Origin of the sequence: Pseudomonas kulmbachensis (assembly GCF_963681935.1) — a bacterium.
Lineage (GTDB): Bacteria > Pseudomonadota > Gammaproteobacteria > Pseudomonadales > Pseudomonadaceae > Aquipseudomonas > Aquipseudomonas kulmbachensis.
The window spans coordinates 2,878,628-2,901,528 of sequence record NZ_OY817088.1 but is presented as its reverse complement, the minus strand read 5'-3'; the positions used below and the strand labels follow the sequence as shown (position 1 = coordinate 2,901,528).

General features: G+C 56.3%; 27 protein-coding genes. 17 read left to right on the top strand and 10 right to left on the bottom strand.

What is annotated here, in order from left to right:
- The first annotated feature begins 194 nt into the window (after nucleotides 1–194).
- Both U5A05_RS13225 and U5A05_RS13220 read left to right on the top strand, forming a co-directional pair.
- The gene (locus U5A05_RS13225) at nucleotides 195–1,094 is read left to right on the top strand and encodes an alpha/beta fold hydrolase (protein ID WP_321833269.1); all 900 of its coding nucleotides are present in this window, start codon (nucleotides 195–197) and stop codon (nucleotides 1,092–1,094) included.
- 363 nt (nucleotides 1,095–1,457) lie between these two features.
- The gene (locus U5A05_RS13220) at nucleotides 1,458–2,252 is read left to right on the top strand and encodes an aminoglycoside phosphotransferase family protein (protein ID WP_321836511.1); all 795 of its coding nucleotides are present in this window, start codon (nucleotides 1,458–1,460) and stop codon (nucleotides 2,250–2,252) included.
- Nucleotides 2,253–2,893: 641 nt separating this feature from the next.
- On the opposite strand, the gene U5A05_RS13215 is transcribed toward U5A05_RS13220, so the two are convergent.
- The 4 genes from U5A05_RS13215 to U5A05_RS13195 form a co-directional block, all read right to left on the bottom strand.
- Complete coding sequence (locus U5A05_RS13215; protein WP_321833267.1) at nucleotides 2,894–3,928, bottom strand: site-specific integrase; 1,035 nt, start codon at nucleotides 3,926–3,928, stop codon at nucleotides 2,894–2,896.
- Entirely contained in the window at nucleotides 3,929–4,063 is a 135-nt protein-coding gene (locus tag U5A05_RS24265; RefSeq protein ID WP_425262910.1) for a hypothetical protein, read from the bottom strand.
- A gap of 223 nt (nucleotides 4,064–4,286) precedes the next feature.
- Entirely contained in the window at nucleotides 4,287–4,523 is a 237-nt protein-coding gene (locus U5A05_RS13205) for a hypothetical protein (RefSeq protein WP_321833264.1), read from the bottom strand.
- A gap of 815 nt (nucleotides 4,524–5,338) precedes the next feature.
- On the bottom strand, nucleotides 5,339–7,279 hold the full coding sequence (locus U5A05_RS13195) for a DNA cytosine methyltransferase (protein WP_321833262.1): 1,941 nt from the start codon (nucleotides 7,277–7,279) through the stop codon (nucleotides 5,339–5,341).
- 47 nt (nucleotides 7,280–7,326) lie between these two features.
- Here U5A05_RS13195 and U5A05_RS13190 point away from each other — a divergent pair, with 47 nt between their 5' ends.
- The gene (locus U5A05_RS13190; RefSeq protein WP_321833260.1) at nucleotides 7,327–7,884 is read left to right on the top strand and encodes a hypothetical protein; all 558 of its coding nucleotides are present in this window, start codon (nucleotides 7,327–7,329) and stop codon (nucleotides 7,882–7,884) included.
- Nucleotides 7,885–8,304: 420 nt separating this feature from the next.
- Here U5A05_RS13190 and U5A05_RS13185 read toward each other — a convergent pair whose 3' ends face one another.
- The 5 genes from U5A05_RS13185 to U5A05_RS13165 all read right to left on the bottom strand — a co-directional run bounded on the left by U5A05_RS13185 (nucleotide 8,305) and on the right by U5A05_RS13165 (nucleotide 11,901).
- Nucleotides 8,305–9,120 carry a YfdQ family protein gene (locus U5A05_RS13185; RefSeq protein WP_321833259.1) on the bottom strand — a complete coding sequence of 272 codons (816 nt, stop codon included), beginning with the start codon at nucleotides 9,118–9,120 and terminating at the stop codon, nucleotides 8,305–8,307.
- Between the two features lie 25 nt (nucleotides 9,121–9,145).
- Nucleotides 9,146–9,493, bottom strand: coding sequence for a hypothetical protein (locus U5A05_RS13180; protein WP_235572703.1), 348 nt, complete (start codon nucleotides 9,491–9,493; stop codon nucleotides 9,146–9,148).
- A gap of 91 nt (nucleotides 9,494–9,584) precedes the next feature.
- Nucleotides 9,585–9,932, bottom strand: a complete 348-nt coding sequence (locus U5A05_RS13175; RefSeq protein ID WP_321833258.1) for a hypothetical protein — start codon at nucleotides 9,930–9,932, stop codon at nucleotides 9,585–9,587.
- Between the two features lie 457 nt (nucleotides 9,933–10,389).
- Nucleotides 10,390–10,773 carry a LuxR C-terminal-related transcriptional regulator gene (locus U5A05_RS13170; RefSeq protein WP_321833256.1) on the bottom strand — a complete coding sequence of 128 codons (384 nt, stop codon included), beginning with the start codon at nucleotides 10,771–10,773 and terminating at the stop codon, nucleotides 10,390–10,392.
- Between the two features lie 402 nt (nucleotides 10,774–11,175).
- Complete coding sequence (locus tag U5A05_RS13165) at nucleotides 11,176–11,901, bottom strand: LexA family transcriptional regulator (RefSeq protein ID WP_321833254.1); 726 nt, start codon at nucleotides 11,899–11,901, stop codon at nucleotides 11,176–11,178.
- Between the two features lie 109 nt (nucleotides 11,902–12,010).
- Here U5A05_RS13165 and U5A05_RS13160 point away from each other — a divergent pair, with 109 nt between their 5' ends.
- The 8 genes from U5A05_RS13160 to U5A05_RS13125 all read left to right on the top strand — a co-directional run bounded on the left by U5A05_RS13160 (nucleotide 12,011) and on the right by U5A05_RS13125 (nucleotide 17,527).
- A complete protein-coding gene (locus U5A05_RS13160) occupies nucleotides 12,011–12,247 on the top strand; it encodes a helix-turn-helix transcriptional regulator (RefSeq protein ID WP_153433738.1) in 237 nt (78 codons plus the stop codon).
- 314 nt (nucleotides 12,248–12,561) lie between these two features.
- Nucleotides 12,562–13,272 carry a helix-turn-helix domain-containing protein gene (locus U5A05_RS13155; RefSeq protein WP_321833251.1) on the top strand — a complete coding sequence of 237 codons (711 nt, stop codon included), beginning with the start codon at nucleotides 12,562–12,564 and terminating at the stop codon, nucleotides 13,270–13,272.
- Nucleotides 13,265–14,635 carry a replicative DNA helicase gene (gene dnaB / locus U5A05_RS13150; RefSeq protein WP_321833250.1) on the top strand — a complete coding sequence of 457 codons (1,371 nt, stop codon included), beginning with the start codon at nucleotides 13,265–13,267 and terminating at the stop codon, nucleotides 14,633–14,635. The genes U5A05_RS13155 and dnaB overlap by 8 nt, the downstream gene beginning before the upstream one ends.
- Nucleotides 14,635–14,853 carry a DUF3310 domain-containing protein gene (locus U5A05_RS13145; RefSeq protein WP_046810649.1) on the top strand — a complete coding sequence of 73 codons (219 nt, stop codon included), beginning with the start codon at nucleotides 14,635–14,637 and terminating at the stop codon, nucleotides 14,851–14,853. The genes dnaB and U5A05_RS13145 overlap by 1 nt, the downstream gene beginning before the upstream one ends.
- Complete coding sequence (locus U5A05_RS13140) at nucleotides 14,850–16,175, top strand: tyrosine-type recombinase/integrase (protein ID WP_321833248.1); 1,326 nt, start codon at nucleotides 14,850–14,852, stop codon at nucleotides 16,173–16,175. The genes U5A05_RS13145 and U5A05_RS13140 overlap by 4 nt, the downstream gene beginning before the upstream one ends.
- A 2-nt stretch (nucleotides 16,176–16,177) precedes the next feature.
- Complete coding sequence (locus U5A05_RS13135) at nucleotides 16,178–16,393, top strand: hypothetical protein (protein WP_321833246.1); 216 nt, start codon at nucleotides 16,178–16,180, stop codon at nucleotides 16,391–16,393.
- The gene (locus U5A05_RS13130) at nucleotides 16,393–17,079 is read left to right on the top strand and encodes a hypothetical protein (protein WP_321833245.1); all 687 of its coding nucleotides are present in this window, start codon (nucleotides 16,393–16,395) and stop codon (nucleotides 17,077–17,079) included. Before U5A05_RS13135 ends, U5A05_RS13130 begins: the two co-directional genes overlap by 1 nt.
- Before the next feature lie 139 nt (nucleotides 17,080–17,218).
- A complete protein-coding gene (locus tag U5A05_RS13125) occupies nucleotides 17,219–17,527 on the top strand; it encodes a hypothetical protein (RefSeq protein WP_321833244.1) in 309 nt (102 codons plus the stop codon).
- Here the strand turns inward: U5A05_RS13125 and U5A05_RS13120 are convergent.
- Nucleotides 17,517–17,753, bottom strand: coding sequence for a hypothetical protein (locus tag U5A05_RS13120; RefSeq protein WP_321833242.1), 237 nt, complete (start codon nucleotides 17,751–17,753; stop codon nucleotides 17,517–17,519). The two genes, U5A05_RS13125 and U5A05_RS13120, sit on opposite strands and share 11 nt — an antisense overlap.
- Before the next feature lie 565 nt (nucleotides 17,754–18,318).
- Between U5A05_RS13120 and U5A05_RS13115 the strand changes: the two genes are divergently transcribed.
- The 6 genes from U5A05_RS13115 (at nucleotide 18,319) to U5A05_RS13090 (ending at nucleotide 22,899) form a co-directional block, all read left to right on the top strand.
- Complete coding sequence (locus U5A05_RS13115) at nucleotides 18,319–18,633, top strand: phage holin family protein (protein ID WP_321833240.1); 315 nt, start codon at nucleotides 18,319–18,321, stop codon at nucleotides 18,631–18,633.
- A 60-nt stretch (nucleotides 18,634–18,693) separates the two neighbouring features.
- Nucleotides 18,694–18,891, top strand: a complete 198-nt coding sequence (locus U5A05_RS13110; RefSeq protein WP_321833238.1) for a hypothetical protein — start codon at nucleotides 18,694–18,696, stop codon at nucleotides 18,889–18,891.
- Nucleotides 18,888–19,214 carry an HNH endonuclease gene (locus tag U5A05_RS13105; protein WP_321833236.1) on the top strand — a complete coding sequence of 109 codons (327 nt, stop codon included), beginning with the start codon at nucleotides 18,888–18,890 and terminating at the stop codon, nucleotides 19,212–19,214. The genes U5A05_RS13110 and U5A05_RS13105 overlap by 4 nt, the downstream gene beginning before the upstream one ends.
- Nucleotides 19,215–19,459: 245 nt before the next feature.
- The gene (locus U5A05_RS13100; RefSeq protein ID WP_321836510.1) at nucleotides 19,460–19,954 is read left to right on the top strand and encodes a terminase small subunit; all 495 of its coding nucleotides are present in this window, start codon (nucleotides 19,460–19,462) and stop codon (nucleotides 19,952–19,954) included.
- The gene (locus U5A05_RS13095) at nucleotides 19,955–21,628 is read left to right on the top strand and encodes a terminase large subunit (RefSeq protein WP_321833235.1); all 1,674 of its coding nucleotides are present in this window, start codon (nucleotides 19,955–19,957) and stop codon (nucleotides 21,626–21,628) included.
- Nucleotides 21,628–22,899, top strand: coding sequence for a phage portal protein (locus tag U5A05_RS13090; RefSeq protein WP_321833234.1), 1,272 nt, complete (start codon nucleotides 21,628–21,630; stop codon nucleotides 22,897–22,899). The genes U5A05_RS13095 and U5A05_RS13090 overlap by 1 nt, the downstream gene beginning before the upstream one ends.
- Nucleotides 22,900–22,901: the final 2 nt, after the last annotated feature.

Genomic DNA, 22,901 nt, shown 5'->3' with positions numbered 1-22,901 from the left:
CAGAAATCGACCCGGAGCGGACGCCAAGGATTGCCGGCAGGGAGAGTTTCCTGATGCCTTTGTGCGCCGTATAGTGGCAATACTTTTTCGGTCAAAGGAATGGCTATGAACCCGCTAAGCGGCCTACCCGTCGGTGTAATCGGCGACCGTGACACTGTAAATGTCACGTCGCATTGCGCGAAAAGGGGAACGCCATGCGTGCAGGCGTGATCCTTGCCGGGATTGGCACCATGTTGGCGCTGTTGTCTGCATCGCCAGCCCAGCCTGCACCGCTGCCGCCAGTCACTGTCAACCAGGGTGGTATCTCAGTGCTGGTACAAGGCTCGGGAACAGATATCATCTTAATTCCAGGATTTGCGTCGTCCTACGAAGTCTGGGCTGATTTGGCCTCCAGATTACGGCACAGCCACCGTCTCCATCTCGTGCAGGTAGCTGGCTTTGCCGGCTCGCCTGCCGTATCCAATCCAGACGGGAGAGTCGTCGCGCCGACGGTCGAAGCGATCGCTGAATACATCCGCAGCCAGCGCATCGAGGCGCCGGTCATCATCGGTCATTCGTTGGGTGGTGAGGTGGCACTGATGCTGGGTGCGCGTCATCCCGATCAAGTGGGACGCCTGATGATTGTCGATGCGATGCCCTTCTATACGTTGCTCTTTGACCCCTCCGCGACCAGTGAAACGGCGACCCCGCATGCTGTAGCGATGCGCGATGCAATGTTGGCGGCAACGCCTGAGCAGGCGCACGCCATGCAGCAGGCCGCCATCGCCCGTCTCGCTAAAACTGAAGCGGTCAGGCCAGCCCTGGTCGCAGCGGGGATGAACTCGGACCGAAAGACGATGGCCGATGCCATGTATGAACTGATGGTCACCGACCTCCGGCCTGAGCTTGAACGCATCAAGGTGCCTGTCGAGGTCGTCTATGCCTACGACCTGCTTTACGGCGTAGAGGCATCCCACATTGATGCAATGTTCCATAACGCCTATGCCTCGACCCCCAACATCAGCTTCAGGCGCATTGACGGCAGTTTTCACTTCATCATGCTTGATCAGCCAGAACTGTTCGCCAGTGCTGTCATCAAGTTCCTGAACCGGTGAGCGACGGCGGGGTAGCTAGAGCGATGAATCACCGTTAAAGGGCACAGGATTCGTTGACGTGCTTGCAGGTCACCGACCGTCCGTTTTTGGCCGACAGTGGTTGTTCGCGAGCGGCAGCTATCGGCCCAGAGCGTGTAAAAACGCGTCGCCAAAATTGAAGTGTGCGCTTCTACGTTAAATCTGGCATTTATCGGCACATCTGCAGATGTGGATTTTCCGTAGAAGCGCGACTTCCAGTCTGGTTTTGAGTGCCTATCGCACTGAAAAACGTTTTTACACAGCCTCGGCCAAAAGCAGACGTTTAGCCTTATGTCCCAATCATTCATAATGATTGCTCGATTAAAAGCGAAAATTAATGCGTTTATGTTTGATCAATACTTGAAACGATGGGAACTGACCATCGACGGTGATGCTTTCGTCTCGCTGAATGGCAATCTACTTCCCGTTCGCCACTACGGCATGCCCGCCATGCTCAAAATCTCGCAAGAAGTGGAAGAGCAAGCAGGCAATCTGCTCATGGCTTGGTGGGATGGTGACGGGGCGGCGCCCGTGTTGAGACATGATGGCGAGGCCTTACTGATGGAGCGCGCGAGCGGCTTGGCCTCGCTTACACGTATGGTGAGCTGCGGCCAGGACGATGAGGCTACTCGCATTCTCTGTGCTGTGGCCAGCCGCCTTCACACACCACGCGCAAAACCGGCTCCTGCTTTAGTCCCACTGGTGCAACGGTTCGAAGCCCTATGGAGCGCAGCGGCAACGCACCGAGGGGTATTTGTACAGAGCGCGAAAACCGCTCGCGAACTCCTGGATGCGCCGCGCGACTTAAGGGTACTGCATGGTGACATCCATCACGGCAATGTGTTGGACTTCGGATCTAAGGGGTGGCTCGCTATCGATCCTAAGGGACTGTACGGTGAGCGCGGCTTCGATTACGCGAATATTTTCTGTAATCCCGATATCAAAAGCGCTTTGGCCCCAAGTTGTTTCGCGCGCCGGATCGGTATCGTGACACAGGCATCCGACATCGATCGCCACAGGTTATTGCAATGGGTGCTCGCGTGGGCCGGGTTGTCAGCAGCCTGGATGCTCGAGGACGGCATTGAGCCGGCCATCCCCCTTGGAGTGGCGAAGCTTGCAGCGTTGGCGCTTGGGTTGTGAGTTTTACGGTAGGGCAAGGCCAAGAATAATGTTCTGCCGACCCAATAATGCAAGTAGCCTTGTTCTTATTTTGATCCTCTAGACGCTGAAGCATAAGTGGAGTGTCCAGGTTACGCGTTTGGCACGACCTGCCCGTTACGCTAGCCAAAGTTATCGCTTTACTCCTGAGTTGTGCGACGACCGATTCCGGGCTGGTGAGAGGGATGGTGTGCGGTTCCCGTGATGTTGCAATCAATTCAGCATGAGTAAAAACCATAGGTGAACTCAAGGTACGGCATGCAGCTGCGAATGTCGGGCGCGAGGTGTTTGGCAGTGGTATGAGCTTGGGATTTTGTACTTTGGCAGGACGCCAGGGGGAGGGGCGAAAATCAAGAATTGCGGAACAGCTTTCAGAATTACGGAACAAAAAACAAAGGGCCTGCACGAAGAATCTCATGCAAGCCCTTGATTTGTTTGGTGCCCGAAGCCGGAATCGAACCGGCACGCCCTTACGAGCGGGGGATTTTAAGTCCAAGGATTTATTGTTTAAAAACAGTAGGTTAGATCTGTATCTGCTTCGCAGCGAGACGGTACTACCTGCCCTGAGAGCCTTTGTTTCTGCGGGGTCAAAAAATGTTGCGGTGCAGAATTTCCGTCAAAAATCACTTGGTTGGGGTTACCTTTTTGCCGACCCTTTGACGGATGTAGTTCTCGGTCATCACGACCGTTGTATGCCCCAGCTGGTCGCGTGCCTGGAGAATGTCGCCACTCGACTCGGCCTTGTCGGTACCCGCCTTGGCGCGCAGGTCGCGCATCTGAAAGTCCTCTTTCTCAACACCTGCTGCTTTACGAGCAGCGTCAAACCTTCCCCGCAACATGCTACTTGTCATCGGCTGACCGTTATCCATCACTATCAATCGAGTTGAGCGGATCCTGTAACCTTCCTTCCTCTTCATAATCCGATCAATAACAACTTTAAGTTCGCCGATGACTTCAATTCGGCGCTTTGCTTTGGTCTTGCCTTGTTGGACGGACAGCTTGTCATCCCGTATGTCCCGCTCATCCATTTTCAGCGTATCGGCGATGCGTTGCCCCGTGAGATAGAAAAGGTCCAGGGCGTCTTTGAGCGGCTGATCTGCGTGGGCATACACCTTGGCCATTACATCGTCCTCAATGTAGGTATCCCGCCCAGTTTCCTTGTTTCCCTTAACACCTGAGCAGGGGTTGGCCAGAGAGGTATAGCCAGCCTGGCGGGCAAAGTTCCAGATCGAACTGAGCAAAGCCTTTTCCCTGTTGGCCCGCACCGGGGCGGTCTTGGCCCTGTACCGCAGGTATTGGCGCACATGTTGCGGCTCGATGCCCTCGAGCGGCGCAGGGGGATCATTGAAGAAGGACAGAAGCTGCTTCAGCTCGCGGGCATTATCCTTTTGTGTAGCGGGTGCTTTGGTCGGTACCACCTCTTTCATGTAGATTTCAGCGACATAAGCAAAAGTCAGAACGGTTTGAACCAATGCCGATGACGTCCTGCTTTTTTCGAGTTTGGCGTATTCGATGATGGCCATGCCGTAGTCGCTGCCCAGGGCGATCTCTTTGCGTGGCTTTCCTCCAAGGTCATAGTAGTAAAAGATATTCCCGCTACGCTGAGTGCGCTTCCTGAGGCGTGTAACGCTGTCAGGCTTGATCGGCTTACGTCCCATTTATCCGGCCTTACGCGGTTGCCAAACCTGCTTTTCGATTGTGCTTGTCGGTTCGCTCATCAGCGCTGAAGTTATTACACAGGGCCAGCCGTTGCGTTTTATTGTGTGCCGTATACCGTTGCGCTTTAGCACCATTACTTGGCCCGCTTTTGTCTTTGCGCCTGTCAGGGTGCAGACATCTTCATGCGACAGGAACTGAATTCCGTCCATACCTTTCTCCTGCCGCCTGATGAGCGCAGCTATGTGTTTTGAGTTGTAATGTTTGTGGTTAAAGCTGCCGCTTGAAGTCAGTGCAGCGGACGATGACCGTGCTGGCATCGCGCTGAATCGGCAACATGACCTTGAAGGGGGAGGGGAGTTACGGGTGCGCTTTCGGTTCGAGGCGTGCAAGTCGCTCGCGGAGGCTGTTTATTTCGTCCTGATACTGGTCGGCCAAGGTTGTCAGGTCGTTAAAGTTGATCCAGTTGCCATGCTTTTCCGGCACGCGGATAACGCAACCTTTCTCATCCTCTCCGCCGCGCCAGAAGTTGAAGCGCGGTAGCTCGTGAACTTTGTCCCACAGGTCGTAACCTTCACGCGTCTTAATATTTCTCATGCTTTCTCCTGCGCACGCCGCTCAACCGCTTCGGCCTGGCGCAACTTGCTGCATTTGGTGTGGTTTCCGTGGGCGCGTGACTTGTTGCATTTGTCACAGATCGTTTGCAGATCGAGCTGGCCCATGGGGGCGCTGCGTATCCGAACTGTTCGGCGTAGGGTGGTCATGCTGGCTCCATGGCGATTTTTTAGACGGCTGACAGGGCTCCGGCTTGCTCGCGTACGGCAGTTACGAGGTTGGTCATACTGCTTCTTCTTGGCGCACTATTACGCCTAACGGGTCATGTGCCAGTGCTGGTTCAGCTGTCGAGGATTCACTCTGTTCCCGCTCACTCGAACCAGTGGGTAGCGCAATTGGCCTGATTGGGGTATTTGTGTGCGCAATTCATTCAGGAATAAAATAATGAACGCGGCCCAGAAGCATCTAATTGAAAAAACCTTAGGAGTTACCGGTTACTTGTTGTTGGTAGTTCTTTGCTTTTCCTTATTTGTTGGCTTCGCCGATAGAGGATCCAGATTCATTGGCGTAATGCTTGAGGGCGAGGATTTTGCACCGATTGTTTGGGGGCTTATCGTTGTAGTCATAGCGTCTTTTTGGACGAGGTCATTTATGCGTGCTGGCAGAGTTTCTTGAACTCCATCCCGGAGCTAATGCTTTTGATAGGTTTTTGTTAACTTTCCGTTGACTGCATGTACGCGCATGAGCACGACACGTACCAATGCACCCAGGTCTCTCTTGCTGTGGCTGGCCTAGCTGAGCAATTCAAAGTAATTGTTCGCGGTCTCGCGTAGATCCCCGGTGAGGGGTGAAGCTGGCTACGCAGCTTCTGCGTCGTAATTACTTGCGCGCCAAGGGTCGTTGGCTCTTGCCAGTGCAGCCATCGGCGGCGGGCTGACGCTGTTCCCGCACATGTGCACTTGCTGGGTTTTGGTGAAGGGCTTACCGTCGGCGCCGCGGCTAATGATGTAGTCGGGCGGGAAGCCTTGGGCCTTGTACAGCTCTGCCGGCTGTAGCATCCGCAGGCAGATATCGACGATCACATACGGCGTGCCCTTGATGGTCACGGTGACCAGTGCCAGCCGATCACGGGTGGTGATGGTTGGTGCGGGCTCGTTGGCGTCACTCACATTCTCGGTGCCGTAGTAGCTGATCAGAAAGGCTGCGACCCGCAGCGCCCCTGCTTCAACCTCCGGCGAGAGCTTCAACTCGACCAGCGAACTTTTGCCGCCGCCGCCCGCTGTGATGGTGGGTGCCGGTTCGTTCAGGCCCTGGCCGACACTGGCGCCGAACTGACGCTCAAGGAATGCCGTCATCAGCCCGTGGTGAGTACCGCCTGCGCTGATGGTGTGCAGTGGGTCGTTTAAGTCCCGTGCATCGCAGTTGCCACGCAAGTGCACCAGATTGGCGGTGACCAGTTGCTGCTGGCTTCCGGTGTTGGTCACAGTGGTCATGGGGTCTTCGATGCTCTTCGCGGCAGTCGTATTGAAACCGCCATTCATTTGGGCCATGAACACAGTAGCTATGGACTGACCGCCACCACTGGCGGTAACCGTGCCGAGCGGCCCGCAGATGTCGTTCACTCCGTGACTACGGCGTTTGCTTTTGCCAGACCCTTCTCCGTGCCCGGCCTGCACGATGCAAGCCGATGCGAACGCACGGTGGCTGCGAGTCATCAGCGTCCCAATCGGCTTATCTACAGCTGTCGGTTGGCCTGCATAAATCGGGCCGCCCGCGCCAACCAGTACGGGACTGACTATCGAGAAAGCGCCGCCTTTGGGGTAGGAGGTCACTGTGCGCAAGGGCTCGTCTGCAGACTGCACGCTTTCCCCGGACCAGTTAGCGATCGGCACGATAAAAGGGTTTGCGGCATCTAGCACGAATTTGCGCATACCTTTGGCTACGCGCCGCAGGGTGGCCGGGGCCAGATCCTTTTTACGGCCAAAGATGCTTTTGCTCGGGATTTTCCAATCGATGCACTCGGCTGCGGTGCGCCACTTCTGCTGACCTTTGGCTGGGTTCTTGGCGTGGGTTGGCTCAGGCCACACGATGGGCTGATCATCACAACGGGCAATCATAAACAGGCGCTCCCGGCTGGTTGGGGCCCCAAAGTCGCAAGCCTTGATTACGCGCCATTCAACGTTATAGCCCAGGCGCTGCAACTCGGCGACAAACACCGCCCAGGTTTGACCTCGGCGTTTGGGGTCGGGTACCAGAAACTGCTCGCTGACGGGCACCACCTCACCTGGCTCAGCAATCACGCCACCCAGTTTGGTGACGCGCCCGGTTGATTTGCAGCGCTTGGCCACCAGCGGTCCCCATTGCAGGATTTGCTTCACGTTCTCCAAGCTGATCACCCGGGGTTGTTTCATGCCAGCCCACTTCAAGCCGATCCACGACAGGTTGCGAATCTCACGCTTACGGGGCTGTCCACCAGCGGCCTGGCTGTGGTGAGTGCAGTCCGGCGACATATGGAACCATCCCACGGCTCGGCCACCGCATTCAGTGTCAGGGTCGCCCTGAAACACATCGGTGGTGAAGTGCTTCGCGTGCGGGTGGTTAACCGTGTGCATGCTGATCGCGGCGGGGCTGTGGTTTTTGGCGACCGTTACAGAACGGCCAAGGCCCATTTCCAGCCCGGTACCGGCGCCGCCACCGCCGCAGAAGAAGTCCACGATGATCTCATCGTCCTGTTGGTTGAAGCCAAGGCCGTACTGGGTTTTGAAATCGAAGGGGTGTTTCTTCTGTTGTGCGGACATAGGGGATCCTCGCCGGTATAGTTCCGGGATCTACAGGGGAGTGGGTTATGGATTTTGTTACGGCATGGGAAGGCTTTTTAAGCTGGGTAGAGTCTCACCCTGGCCTGGCATCGTGGGTGCAGGCATTTGGATCGATAATTGCAATTGCCGTTGCAATTCGACTAGCCGGGAGCGAAAGGCGCTATAAGTCCGTACTAGATAAAAAGGCTCGCATTGAGGCTATAGAACGATCCATTCAGGCTAGCGAGTTTGCTCTGAAAGTAGCCAAAAACACATTTGAGTTTTTTACGTGCAACTCAATTGCAAGAAGCATGATTCCTCGATTTATGCGAGTTATTGATCAGGCATCGAGCTACGTTGATGAGGCCCGAGCAGGCCCGTTAGTGGATAGTCAGATTTCAGCCGCGGTCATGGAAGTGAAGAATGCACTCGTTGACATCAAGAGCCTCACGTCTTCTTGGGCGGATAACGAGGACAATGATTACTCCCATGAGATCGAGTTTTTTGATGCAAACATCAGGCGAATAACAAATGCAACAATCAACCTTCTGGAGATGCAGGCCGACGCTCGAAGAAGACTGAAGTGGTGGTGGCCCTCTGACTAGAATGCTTGGGCGAGAAAATCAGCACCTGCCTCTCCGACTGGCTTGATATCGGGTATTACGGGTGACCGGCATGGTGCCGGACTAAGGGAGTAGATATGGAACTGTGGTAACTGAAGACCAGCTACCTGGCGTTGAGTTGAAGCTTTATGACGACGTAATCGCAGTCCTACCTGGCCAGCGTGTAGGCGTAGAAATATGGCGGTCCCGGCAGATCAACGTATTAGCTACACGAATTGAACCCGAGTCGATAAGCGTACAGCGCATGTTATTTATCGAAGTTGAAGATCCATGCGATCCAGTGGTAATCGACCGGTTGCGAACGATGTGCACAGCTGCCTGGGCGCGTAAGCCTCACAACTGACTTAGGCAGGGCAGACCATCAAGATCCTGCTGAATCATCAGCAGGATCACTCGCAAAGGCTACTTCGGATCGAACGCACCAAGAGATAGTGCCGCACTGGTGCCGATCTTCTCTTGAAGCACTGCCTTGAACTCCTGTGCGATTTCCTCACGCTGAACTTCTTCGCCGACCCAGCGCAGCTTAAGCATTGGCTGGGCGCCGCTGGTGATGACGGACACACGCAGCGTGATGTTGCGCACGCTCAACCCCTCGTAAGGCACCACCGAGAACACCAGCGCAGCCGGCAAGGTCTCTTTGCTGGTGGCTTCGATCTGGTCCATCGCGCTACGGCTGGTGCGCGTCTCGCTGACGGCGTGGTCGCTTTCCGATGAGGCTTTGATGGTGATCGTGCGTACCGCTGCGATAGCTTTGGCAATGCTCATTGCCTGGCCGGCTTCGTCAGTGGCGCTCAACGAGGCATTCCAGTCTTCGATCCAATCACTCAGGTCTTTCTGCGACAGCGCGCGCCCCGGGATACTTTGGACAGCCTTGTAACCTGCTGACGGCTTGAGGCGCAGCACAGCGCGATCATCTGCATGCCCGGGCGCAACGTTGGTGCCCAGGTTGAAGATCAGTGTGCAGGTCATTTCGTCCTGATCGATGAAGCCGCGGGCGCCTTCAATGGCGCGTTCTTTGACGTAGGTACTGAAATCAACCAGGGAGTTAGTGGAGAGCACGCCACGGAAGCGGCTGCGGCCTACCTGGTACTTTTCCAGATCGATGACTTTTGTGCCTTCTGGCAGGACGGCAGTTGGCGAGTAGGTCGACAGCGACTTGCCAGCAGCTGCAAGGGCGGTGTCGGTGATTAGTTGAATTGCTTCTTGGCTTAAGGACATGGTTCAAGTACCTGTGGGGGCGGGCTTAAGTGCGCGGGGTGATTGGGGCTTCTTCTCGGCTGAATAGCTGGTCGTGTTTTTCAGCAAACATCGTGATGCTTCCGCCGGTACCGACATGCATCGGTGTGTCGAGGCTGGTGTTTTCGCTGCGAGTGCCGCGCTTGGTCGGCACCTTGTAATCCAGTTTGTGATTGATCTTTACCTGGCTGGACTCGCCGATCTGGGTGATATCGAGGGTGATCACCAGCTTTCCGGCTTTGCCGTGGTCGACTACGCCTGCAGCTACTTCTGAGAGGGCATGGCCGATTTGGCTGATGAAAGCACCTCCATTGAGGTCTTCGAGAAACTGCGCGGTATCAGTAGGTTTGGACATGGCTGTTACTCCGGTCTGGCTTAGAGTCCGCTTGGCGGCAAGTGGTGTTGGGGCTGGCGAAGGCGGCGTTGCGCGGATGCGTTGGCGCGTTTCAAATGTGACTGCCGAAGAAGGCGAACACGGTCAGCGTGATGCCAAAGCGCAAAGTCCAGCTGCTCAGGAATTTCCCGAACTGCTTAACGTTGAACTGCGCTTCTTTTGCCTCCAGCTCACGAGCATGAGCAGTGGCATTGTTGTGGCCGAAGCGCTCGGCTACGACCACGCCAGTAGCGCGATTGACGAGGGTGAATATGTTGTTGCCGCTAGAGTGCACAACAATCAGCGGAGCCAGCGGTGGCGGTTGTACGCCGGGCTTTTGGTAGAACTCGGCCGTAGCTTGGCGGGCACGTGCGCGCAACCCTTCGAGGGCAGTGACGCGTTGGGCGAAAGATGGGTGCATGGTCGATCCTCGACTTGGGTTGCGGGTATTCGTCAGCGCTCAGGTCTTGCGGCAAGGGAGGGCTGACGAATAACTGCAGGCATGAAAAAGCCCAGTCGAAACCGGGCTGTGTTGCACTCTTAAAACGCCACCGTATGTAAGAGCCAGGCTGTGCGGGCGTGCCCATCACGATTTACTTGTGCATGGCGGAATCCTCCGTTTTGACCGTCAGTAGGGAAGGGGTGATACAGGTGTCCAGCGTCTGCTGGGTTGGCGTCCGCATCGGGGTGTGATTTGTCGTCCGGTCTGGGCTGCCCGGCTTACTGTCTTGCGACTCCCATATTCCTCCGCTCCGGCTTCCCATTGCTGGGCCCACCCATTGCGCGGCAAACACATCACACTCCGATACAGCCTGCGCTTCGGCACGCAGGTGACCGGGCAGTTAGCGACAGGCTGTCGTGGCGCTGGTTGATTCGGATTAACCGACCAGATCAAAAGAGTCAGCGCGGCGTGTCATTCTCAATTCGCCGCCTCGTCGCTCAGTTGGGCGGCGATCGCGTCGAGCCATCCCGCTGTCGTCAAGACCTTGCATGGTCATAACCGCGATGAGCAGCAAGCAGAGAGGGGTGATGATCTGTCGGCGCATCGCTTCGGCGACCATCGCGCCCTGGCGGTGCACGCCAAGCTTGTACATGGCGCAGGCCAGTCGCTTAACCACGGTGCCCGGCGCAATGTCGAACGCTCTGGCTATCTCTTTGGCGGTCAGTCCCTGGGCAACTGACAGCACGAATTGCAGTTCCCGTGGCGCAAGGCCTCGGCCGAGGTGGCCCTTCCATGCACCGTCTACGATTGTCGATTCCATGATGTTTACTCGGTTGTTTTCCCGATGCACCCGGTTACCCAGGTGCAGCAGTGAAAGTGCCCGGTGTTGCTCAGCAAACCTTGCGTGCCGAGTTATCGGTCACGGAAGCAGGCTGTATTGCGTGCTGTTCCCTGAACTCAAATGCCGTATGGCGCCAGGGTGTGTCTGCGGGTTGTTAAAGAGCGTTCGGGTTGCCCCTGGCATCTCTGCCGTGTCGCCGGTGTTGTTCGGTGACGAGACAAACATTACGCTTCGTAATATTCACAGTCAATACTACATGTAATAAAATTACCGAGTCGCTTCATTCGCTGATGATGTTTAGATTTTGGTTTGGTGTGGGCGCAAAAAAGCCCGCTCAGTGGCGGGCTTGATTTTTTAGAAGGGATGCGTGGAAGGCTGGGCTTATCTCTGTTTTGGTGATCGCCTGACTGTCGACCACCAAAAAACCCTCCCCAGCATACGGACGTCGTCTTGCCATTGCTTAGCCGTCAAATACTCGTCTGGAAATTCTTCACTGTTTTCGCTGTGAATTCTCACGACTCCACCAGGAAGGCGATAAAGATACTTTACGCGCAGCATGCCCTCATGGTTGAAGGCGTAAATTTCGCCATCGATGATGTTTGTGTCGGACCTATCAAAACCTATTGCGGCGCCGTCGAGAATCAATCTCTCCATGCTGCGACCTCGAAGCCTTGCGACTGCAGCGCTTTTTCGGTCAACACCAGCAGCTCTCAGGGTGGCAATACTGAAGCGTAGGGTTCTATCTGCAACCTCGACAACCTCTGTCATTCCACAGCCGCCGGCAAACTCAACCTCTGCATAATAAGGCACTTCACAGTCGTCATCTTCTAGTGGGTCAGCCTCATCCCATACGGCCATCTCACCCAGATACTCTGCGTTTGATTCTGTTTCTTTGCCTCTGCGGCTGACTAGATCCGTATTAATTGACATAGGAGGAAGGTCGAGGAACTGCAGAACCTTTGCAATGACTTCAAGGGACGGCTCCCGCCGTCCGCTTAGCCAATGCGCGACAGCACCCTGAGTAACCCCCATATGAACCGAGAGAGCCTCCTGGGTGATTTTGAGTTCTTTCATTCTGGCCTTCGCCAGCTCGTGCCATTTTTTCATGAACACATTATTACGCTCTGTAGAGTCTTGCTCTAGGGACAATGAGTAATACGTCTTGCGATGAAAGATTACTAAACGTAATATCCTTGCGAGAGTACGGAGATTACCCATGTCAAACATCAAGGCTATTCGCGAAAAAGCTGGGGTAACCCAGGCTGCCCTAGCCAAAACAGTAGGGTTGACGCAAGGCGCTATCGCCCATTACGAGAATGAGCGTCGGAAGCCCGGGCTTGACGAGTGTCGAAAAATTGTCGATGCGCTCAACTCCAGTGGTGCAGCGGTCACATTGGATGATGTTTTCCCACCTGCGCGCCCAGCGCAGGCAATCGAATTATCAGCCTCTTAGGGGGCAAGAAGTAGCACCTTGGATTAGCTGTTAATTCATCCAGTTGATGAATCGCAAGCAAAAAAAAGCCCGCCGGCGAGGGCGAGCTTTTTCACAGCGTTACAACAAACTTCGGGAGTTATTATGAGCGCCACAGAATCATCACGCAATACCCCTGGAAATACACCCAAGCCCCGCGCAAAACACCAGTCCGCCGCCATGAGTGCCGCGCTTCTGGTTCGTTTTCAGTACTCCCGAGAATCGAAAACCCAGTTCAGTCGAGAATGCCTTGATCACCTGAAGGCATCGCTTGCGCCTGGGCAGGAGACTTCTGCATGAGCACGATCATCATGAGCGCTTGCTGGCCATTGCAGGACATGAGCGGACCTCAAAAGGCCGTTCTGATCTCGCTTGCTGACAATGCCAATGACGAGGGCTTTTGCTGGCCTTCGGTTGCGCGTATTTCTGAGCGAACTTGCCTGGCTGAAAGGACAGTTCAAGCGGCAATAAAGTGGCTAACCCTGGCGGGTATTTTGTCGGTCCGTGAGCGCATGGGGCGCTCGACTATGTACACCTTGACCCCCGCGTCATATGCACCCCCGCAGAAACTGCACCCCGCAGCAGATGCACCACCACCCCCGCAGCTCACGACACAAACCCCCGCAGCAGCCGCACCCAGAACCGTAATAGAACCATCAAGTGAACCATCACCTCTTTGCGAAGGTGAGAATTCGCCGAAAGCCTCGAAGCCGAAGTGCGACCCTCAAGCTATCGTCGACTTGTTCAACAAGACTCTTCCAGGGTTGCCGCAAGTGGCAATGCTCACCAAGGATCGGAAAACCAAGATCGGTGCCCGTTGGAGCGAAAGCGATGTTCATCAGGATCTGGACTTCTGGGCTGATTTCTTCGCATTGGTTGGCGAAAGTGAATTCTTGATGGGGAAAGGGGAGGCTCGTAACGGTGCAAAGCCATTCCGCGCCACGTTTGACTGGCTGATCGCCCCGAGCAACTTCGTGAAGGTTGTGGAGGGTAATTACAATGCGTGATCCCTTCAGCGTTGAGGCCGAACACGGCGTGCTGGGTGCGATGTTCCTTCGCCCTGAGCTGATCGACATCCTGAGTGCAGACTTGGCTGTCGCTGATTTTTACTACCAAGACAACGCAGCCCTGTATCGCGGCATTCTGGCCTTGCACGCCGAAGGCAAGCCGGCCGATGCCGTAACGGTGGGTGTTTATCTGGGTGAGCTGCCCAGCAGCAAGAACGCCACTTGGTACGCCGCTGAAATCACCCGGAACACGCCCAGCGCCGCCAATGCTGCGTCATACGCCATCACCGTGCGTGAGCGCAGCCTAGACCGGGCCATGATCGCGCTTAGCGATCGCATCAACGAGATTGCCCACAGCGACCAGCCAACCGTGGACAAGGTCGCGGCGGTGCAGGCTGAGGCCCAGACCATCGACAGCCAGTCGGCCACGTCCGAAGTGGTGATGGCCGAAGATATTCTTGATGACTACATCGAGGTTTTGCAGGCCCGGGCAGATCGCGGGGAGGGCATCGACGGCCTATCTACCGGCATTCCTGACCTGGACGCCAAGCTTCAAGGGCTCAAGCCCGAGCAGTTGATCATTATCGCTGGGCGCCCGGCGATGGGTAAAACCACCCTGGCAATGAACATCGTCTCCCATGTCGCTATCCGCGAGAGCAAGAGCGCGATGGTGTTCAGTCTGGAAATGAACAAAACCGGCCTGATGGATCGCTTTATGGCATCCGAAGGGCGTATCCCACTGCAATTGATCAAGAACGGTACGGCTCCGCAGTCTCACGGCCCCGAATTGATGAGCGCTGCCGGCAAGCTCAAGCACTCCAAATTATCCATTTCTGATCGGGCCTCGATGACGATCAATCGGATTCGTTCAGCTGCCCGCCGCCATAAGCGACGCCACGGTCTGGATTTGATCGTGATCGATTACCTGCAACTGATGGACTCTGATTCGCGCACCTTCAGCCGGGAGCAAGAAGTCAGTCACATGACCCGCAGCGCCAAGCTGATGGCTCGTGAGCTGGGTATCCCGGTGATCCTACTCAGCCAGCTTTCGCGCAAATGCGAAGAGCGCCCCAACAAGCGCCCGCTGTGCTCTGACCTGCGCGAATCCGGGGCTATCGAGCAAGACGCCGACATCATCCTGTTCGTGTACCGCGACGAGGTTTATCACGAACAAAGCGACGCCAAAGGCATCGCAGAAATCATCATTGGCAAAGGCCGGGACATTGAAGCCGGCACCGTGCGCACAGCATTTCTGGGCCAGTACAGTCGGTTCGAACAACTGGCGGCGGGCTGGGTCGCGCCACCGAAAGCCGAGAAGGTCACTAGCTTGGCCAGCCACTATCGACAAAAGGAAAAATTCTGATGAGCGCACTCGAAAGGCAAGTGTCCGGCGAGCACTACAAGTCGCTGAAAATTCAACCCATCGAATTCATTCATGCCAACGGCATCCCCTTTGCCGAGGGTAGTGTCATCAAGTACGTGACGCGGTGGCGTGACAAGGGCGGGCTGGCCGATCTGGAGAAGGCCAAGCACTTTCTGGAAATCCTGATTGAGCTTGAGCGTAAGGTGGTTATCGAATGAGCCGGTCAGCCACGGAAAAGCGCTCACCGAACACCCACATCAAAACCCTGACTGTGAAGCTGTCGGACGCGGAGATTGGCCGCAATGCCAAGCTTGAGCATGTGCGCGACCTGCGCGATGCTGGCCACCCAGCGCTGCACTTCCGTTTCGCCAAGAACCGCACGCGCGGCTCCTGGTACCTGCTCAACAAGCGCCAATGGCACCGGATCGGCGCCTTTCCTGACCTGAGCACCAAGCAGGTGATCGCAGCCTTGCCCGCGGTACGCCTGCGAGTTGCTGCTGACGGCGCGGCCAGCGTGTCCGGCTGGGTGACCGTGGGTGAACTGCTCGACTGGTTCGCTGAGCGTATGGCCAAGTCGCGCGCGCTGTCCGACAAACGCCGGAAGGCGATCAAGTCCGCGACCAGTTGCCAGCTCAAACCTCGCCTGGATGATTTGCTGATCTGCAATGTCAGCGCGCAGACCCTGGATAATCGGCTGATGTGGCCCGCTCAGCAGGAACTGTCGCTGTCGTATGTGCAGCAGCTGTTCCGCCTTGTGGCCATGGCCTTCCGCCAGGCGCGCAAGCTCGATCTGATCCCTGTCAATCCGGTGGCAGAGCTCAAATTCAGTCAGTTCACCACTGCACGCATCCAGCCCAAGCCCGCGCGCCTGCGCGATGTCCAACTGGCCGATCTGGTGGCGTCCCTGGCCGCCCGTTTCGACAGCGCACCAGGTGACGTCATGCTGGCCCTGATGATGCTGTGCCACGGTACCCGGATCGGCGAGACACGCCAGTCGCGCTGGGCTGACATTACATTCACTCCGAGTGAGTGGTTTTTGCCCGCCGAACACACCAAGACCAAAACCGAACTACGCGTGCCGCTGACAGATCAGGTATGCGCACTGCTGCGCCGTTACCGCGAGCGCCAGATTGCCCAAGGCTACGAAGGGGCGTTTCTGTTCCCGTCGCGGCGTGGAAAGCCGCTGAGTGACAACCAAGCCAGCGCCGTATTCACCCGGTTAGGGCAGGGCGCCTGGACCAGTCACGACTTGCGCAAGGTGGCCCGCACTGCCTGGACTGACCTCGGCGTAGACGGGCACATCGGCGAGATGCTGCTCAACCACTCCCTGGGCAAGATCACCTCCACGTACATCAACACCCAGGCCAAAGAGCAGCGCCGCCTGGCACTGGTTAAGTGGCACAACTGGTTAGATCAACGTGGCTTTAAGGTGATTCACGCGCAGACAGGCGTTAGATATGAAGATTCGCAAAACCTCGTAGACGCCTTGAACGGCGGGGCCTGCGAGCCAGAACCACAATTTGTTAAGGGCGAGGATTAAAAATGGCCACCGCAGCTGCTGAGTTGACTGATCAAGAAGCCAGGGTTGCTCAGATGCTGGGGGATGCTTGGAATGAATACCTGAAGCTGCCCATCGAGCATCCGATGGAACAGAAAGAGTTCTGCAGCGCTATTCATGCCTGCCAGAACATGGTGTTGGCCAGATGTGGTGTGCGGGCTTTGAAGTCCACCCAGTCAGTAGCGTTGGAGATCAAGTGATGGGTATGTACAAAGACGTAATGGGCACCCTGGTGCGTGTGCTTGCGGCAGACAACATCGACAACTCCACCAAGCAGAGCTGGCAGAAGCTGATCGATGCCGAGCTGCAATCAGGCGGGCAGGGCGCGGGTATCTCGGTGCGGGACAAGTTCGACTATGACTGCTGTCTGTATGCGCTGCTGCACCGTGAGCTGTCCCCAGCCCAGTGGGATGTGCTGGTGGCGAAGTACTCGACGCATAAGGCGAACAAGGTCGGGGCAATTGGGCGACTTATCAGCCGCGTTACATCCCCGGCCCCGCAGTTGTTCGTCTACAAAGCGGTCACTGCTTGGGCCATACCCAAGATGAAAGGGCTACAGGTGCCTGCTCGCACAGGGCGAGAGGTTATAAGCAGAAGCCTTCGCGACGATCTTGAGCATGCTGCTATCGGCAAAATGATTGCTTCCGGCCGGACGATTGATGTGACTGTTGGACGTGACCAATACATCAAGCGCTCCACGGACATGATCGTGTTGCCCGTTGAGTTTTACGACATGAACACCTGGGACACTGAGGGCAAGCCTGAGTCCACGAGACGCCGCTGGAAGACTGGCATTGCCAAATGTCTTGAGCGATTGGAAGAGGCCGCTGTCATCCATGCAACCGAGATCTTTGACCGTGAAGAAATCTTTATAGATGCTGCTTGACCACAGTGGCGGTTTGATCGTAAATTGAACCCATCATGTCGATCTTGCGTGTGGTGATACTGAACAGCCCGCAACAACACATAACCAATTCCCAAAGCCCAGCCATCGCGCTGGGCTTTTTCGTTTCTGGAGTTCACTCATGGCAACTGTCCAATTCATCCGCAAAGATGGTGTAGGCAAGCTTTTGATTGATGGCGTAGATGTTTCAAGCGTAACCCGCGAGCTTAAGGTTTCTTGTCTGGGCGGTGGCATCCCAAGCGTTGAGATTGGTGTGCTGGCATATGGTCAGAACGATGTTGTTCTTGATGAAGCGCACATCGTTGTATCGGGCATCCAAATTCCAGAAAGTGTCGAGGCTGCTCTGTACTCTTATTTAAAGAGAAAGCGCGATCTGGTGGACGTGACCGCGCTTTCAGATAGCAGTATGAAATCAGCAATCAAATCCTGACACAAGACTCGCCAGTAGCCACGATAACGAACTCACCGCTTGCGCTTTTGTTCGCTGCTCCACCGCCTTGAACGGTGTAGCCCGCTAAGCCGTTTTTCCATTGCGTATGCGTGTCAGAGATGGTGGTTCCATCATGCTGTGTTGTTTCCTCAGTGATTGTATAAACCTTTCCTGAAGAACCTTTCACTTGGAACTGATCGGTTTGAATAATTCGCGTAGCTGCCATTGGTTTCACTTCGTTATAGCTGTAGGAGCAATGACGATAGCATGAAGCCATTACGGCATTGATACACCGCTAATTTCAGGCTCAGCCATCCCGCTGGGCTTTTCGTTTTCGGCCCCGCCACACCCATCGCCTCAAGCTGGGAGTGCTGTCGGGGCCGAATCAATTATTCTCCCGGAAAGGGAGGATCTCCCACCTCTATATGCTCGCAGCTCTATTCAGATACGAGTAGCGTCTTCCCCTGACGCCAGTATGTGAAACCCGGTTTGGCTGAGTTTATTCGCGCATCCGCCGCTTCTCACTTTGTAATGCTTGGCTCCGTCCACCCACCCCGTGTCTGAGTCACCCCCGCACGTGGTCTTGGTTTGGGTGGTTTGTTCGAATATCTCGTAGATCCTCCCTGTGATGCTTTTAACCTCAAACTGATCCGTGTTTACGACCCTTGTCCTATCCATGGTTTCGTCCTTGTATTTCATGCCAATGATGGTAGTGGCTTTTAGCCTTCACGCCTCATTGATCGACCTTTTATTCAAAGCTCCCAAAGAGGGAGGAACACGAGATGCCCCACATGCCAGAAAAAGACCCGTCATTCTGGGTGTTGGTCATGACCGCCCTGAGAGAAAACGGCCTCGCCATGGTCCTGACGTTCGCGCTGACCTGGCTCCGCATCCAATACGACGCGAAAGAGACCACGCCTTGGCGTCAGTTCATTGAGGCAACACTCGGTGCACTGATCGTGATGGTCGTTGGCCTTACAGTGAAAGAGTTCGGCCTCAGCATAGCGTGGTCATTCGCCACTGCCGGATTCATTGGTGTGCTCGGCGTGGAGTGGGCTCGCCAGCTGGGCAAGCGGTGGGCTGAGCGCAAGGCAGATGAACTCTGATGGCTTGCACGGGCTGCGCCGCCCGGCGCAAACAACTCAACAAGTGGAAGGCAATTGCATATGAGCGCGCAGCAGAACTCTTTGGCTGGCCTGCTCAGCCAAGTACTGGCGGAACAGATCAAGCAGACAGCGATCCTCCAACGGATAGCGACCCAGCAGACCCAATTGATCACAGTCTTGGCCGAGGAGGGGATTGAGCAGGATCCCGAGTCAGAGCCCCTGACCTACATGAGTGGCGCGCCACGCCATCCTGCATGAGCCGGCTCAAGACACTGGCCACACGGCTGCAACCCCAGGCCAATCGCATAGCAACCGCAATATCTGGGTCATGGCGCAGCGACAAGGCCAGTTCGACCCAGCGTGGTTACGGCTATGCATGGCAGCAGGCGCGACTGGTGCACCTCAGTGCTCACCCTCTGTGTGCCTACTGCGAGCGTGATGACCGGGTTACAGCAGCCAGCGTGGTTGACCACATCATCCCGCACCGTGGCGACATGAAGCTGTTCTGGGATCGCAGCAACTGGCAGTCGCTGTGCAGGCCTTGCCACGATATTGTCAAAAAACGCGAAGAATGTTGCTAGTCAGTGCGATCTAAAAGTCAAGGTAAACAAGCAAAATAATTAAAAATAAGCGGATGGGAATAAATCGCATTAGCAGTTGTTGCGATTCGTTCGCATTTATTCAAATGATATTAATTCTCATTTGAATAAATGCGAATCTTTCTCGTTTGTCGGGAGGGGGGGGGTAAAACTCCAGAGGTCTTTTGCTCCTAGACCACCCATCCCCGCACGCGCACATTTTTTCCCCTTTTCAGGAATTTTTGTTAATGGCTTTAACACCCAAGAAGCGGGCATTCGTCGACGCTTTGCGGGGCGGTGCCTCAAACAAGGACGCAGCCATCGCCGCAGGCTACGCGGCGTCCAGCGCATCGGCTGCCGGATCGCGGCTGGCAAAAGACCCTTACGTCATGGCTGCAATGGCCGGGACAACCTTTAACAAAAAAGTTAACAAAATTGTTAAAGCTCCAGCAGCGCAACAACCGGCTGTCGAGGCGTCGCAAACAGCCGAGCCCGACGACAGCCCGGGCTTCGATTTGAGCAAGGTCTTGTCCTACTCCGACCCGAAGGCCTTCCTGTTGGCAGCCATGAATGATCACGAAACGGAAAAAAAGCTGCGGGTTGATGCTGCCAAAGCACTGATGCCCTTTATGCACCCGCGCAAAGGCGAGACCGGCAAGAAGACTGAGCGCGAAAACGCGGCGAAGGTTGCCGGGGCAGGGCGCTTCGGCTCAAGCCCACCACCATTGAAGGCGGTCAAGTAAATGCAATGGACGACCGCCTGCCCGGACTGGGAGCAGAAACTGCGCCTGGGGCAGTCGATTATCCCGCGCCCTCTGTTTCCACAAGAGGCCGAAGCGGGTCTGGCCGTATTGCGCGAACTGAAGATCGTGGACGCCCCGGGTAGCCCGACCATTGGCGAGTCCTGCGCCGAGTGGGTGTTCGACTTCGCCGGGGCGATCTTCGGCGCCTACGATTACAACACCGGGCGCCGGATGATTTCGGAATACATGCTGTGTATTCCGAAGAAGAACTCCAAGTCGACCATTGCTGCCGGGATCATGCTCACCGCATTGATCCGTAATTGGCGTATGTCGGCCGAGTTCATCATCCTGGCCCCGACCAAGGAAATTGCCGACAACTCGTTCAAGCCTGCGGCCGATATGGTCAAGCACGATGAGGAGTTGCGCGACCTGATGCACGTCCAGCCGCACCTGCGCACCATCACCCACCGCGAAACCGGCGCCACGCTCAAGGTGGTGGCCGCCGATGGCGACACGGTGGGCGGCAAAAAGGCCGTGGGCGTGTTGATCGACGAGGCCTGGCTGTTTGGCAAGAACGTTAAGGCGCCTGACATCATCCGCGAAGCCACGGGCGGTCTGGCGTCTCGGCCTGAAGGCTTTGTGATCTGGCTGACCACGCAGTCCAACGAGCCGCCTGCCGGTGTGTTCCGCGAAAAGCTCAAGTACTCCCGCGCCGTGCGCGACGGGCGTATCGATGACAACCAGTTCCTGCCGGTGATCTACGAGTTTCCGCAGGCGATGATTAAAAGTGGCGAAGCCCGCCTGATCGAAAACTTCCACCTGGTGAACCCGAACATGGGGTTCTCGGTGGACGAAGCTTTCCTGCTGCGCAGTTTCAAAATGGCGCAAGAAGCAGGCGAAGAAGAGCTGCGCGGCTTTTTGGCCAAGCACGCCAATATCGAAGTCGGTTTGGCGCTGCTGTCCGAGCGCTGGGCCGGTGCAGACTTTTGGGAAGTGCAGGGCAAACGTCCGGGCTTGAGCTTCGATGACCTGCTGCGCCAGTGCGAAGTAATCGATATCGGCATTGATGGCGGCGGTCTGGATGACTTGCTAGGTTTTGCGGCTGTTGGCCGGCACCGGGCGACCCGCGAGTGGTTGCTGTGGACCCACGCCTGGGCTCACCCCTCGGTGCTGGTCCGCCGCCAATCCGTTGCGGCCAACTTCCACGACTTCGCCAAAGACAAAAACCTCACCCTGGTCGAGCAGATTGGTCAGGACGTGGAGCAGGTGGCCAGTCTGGTCGCCCGAGTTGAGCAAGCTGGCTTACTGGACAAAGTCGGGCTCGATCCGGCGGGTATTGGCGCGATTCTCGATGCCCTAGTCGAAGCCGGTGTACCCGAAGAAAAGGTCATTGGTATCTCTCAGGGCTGGAAGCTGGGCGGCGCGATCAAAACCGCCGAACGCAAGCTGGCCGAAGGCACCTTGATCCATGGCGGCCAGCCGATGATGGCCTGGTGCTGCGGCAACGCCAAAGTCGAGCCTAGGGGCAACTCGATCCTGATCACAAAGCAGGCGTCAGGCTCGGCCAAGATCGACCCGCTGATGGCCACGTTTAACGCGGTGACGCTGTTGTCACTGAATCCCATGCCCTCGGCAAACATCGATGACTTCCTTAATCGACCAATGAGTATGTAATGGCAGACACCGACTACAGCATTGACCTGCGCACCCGCAGTCCTTTCTGGGCGCGTATGGCGAGCTTCTTCGTTGGTGGGCGTCTGGTCTCTCCCGAGAAGGGCTCTCAGACCGGGCCTGTATCCGCTACCGGCGTTGTGGGCGACTCAGTCGTCAACGATGAACGCTCGTTGCAAATCTCCACCGTGTTCGCCTGCGTGCGGCTGATCTCCAGCGTGACGGCCTGCCTGCCGCTGGACGTGTTTGAAACCAAGGGTGAGGACCGCTCCAAGGTCGGCTTTGATAATCCGCTGGCACGCTTGCTGCGCTACAGCCCCAACCAGTTTATGACCGCCTTCGACTTTCGCGCCGCCATGACCATGCAGCTTTGCTATTACGGCAACGCCTACGCGCTGATCGAGCGCAACAGCGTGGGCGATATCATCAGCTTGGTGCCGCTGATGTCAGTCAATATGGACGTGCGACTTGAAGGCAAGCGGGTCGTTTACCGCTACCGCCGTGACAGTGAATACGCTGACTTCAAACAGTCGGAGATATTCCACCTCAAGGGCTTTGGCTTTAACGGGCTGGTGGGGCTTTCCCCGATTGCCTTCGGCGCCAAAACAGTCGGTGTCGCGGTGGCGATGGAGGATCAGCAGCGCGACTTCTATGCCAATGGTGCGAAGTCCCCGCAGATCCTAATGACCGGCGACGGCAAGACGCTCAACAAGACCCAGCGCGACCAGCTTGAGGAAAACTTCAAGGAGATCTCCGGCGGCCCGGTCAAAAAGCGCCTGTGGGTGCTGGAGGCGGGGTTCACCACCCAGGCCATCGGCGTCAGCCCGCAGGACGCCGAAACCATGGCAGCGCGCAAGTTTCAGGTCAGCGAACTGGCCCGTTTCTTCGGCGTACCGCCGCACCTGGTGGGCGATGTCGAAAAATCCACTAGTTGGGGCTCCGGCATCGAGCAGCAGAACCTCGGTTTCCTGCAGTACACCCTGGACCCGTACCTCGAAATCTGGGAAACCAGCATTTTGCGCTGGCTGATCAAGCCCGCGGACTTGGGCCGCATCCACGCCGAGCACAACCGCGACGGATTGTTGAGCGGTGACTCGACGGCACGGGCCAATTACATGAAGACCAAAATCGACACGGGCCTGCTCACGGTGAACGAGGGCCGGCGCGTTGATAACCGTCCGCCACTCCCCGGCGGCGACGTCGCAACCCGGCAGTCTCAGAACGTGCCGCTTACCCAACTTGGCAAAACGAACCCCGCACCCAGCGGGGTTTAGTT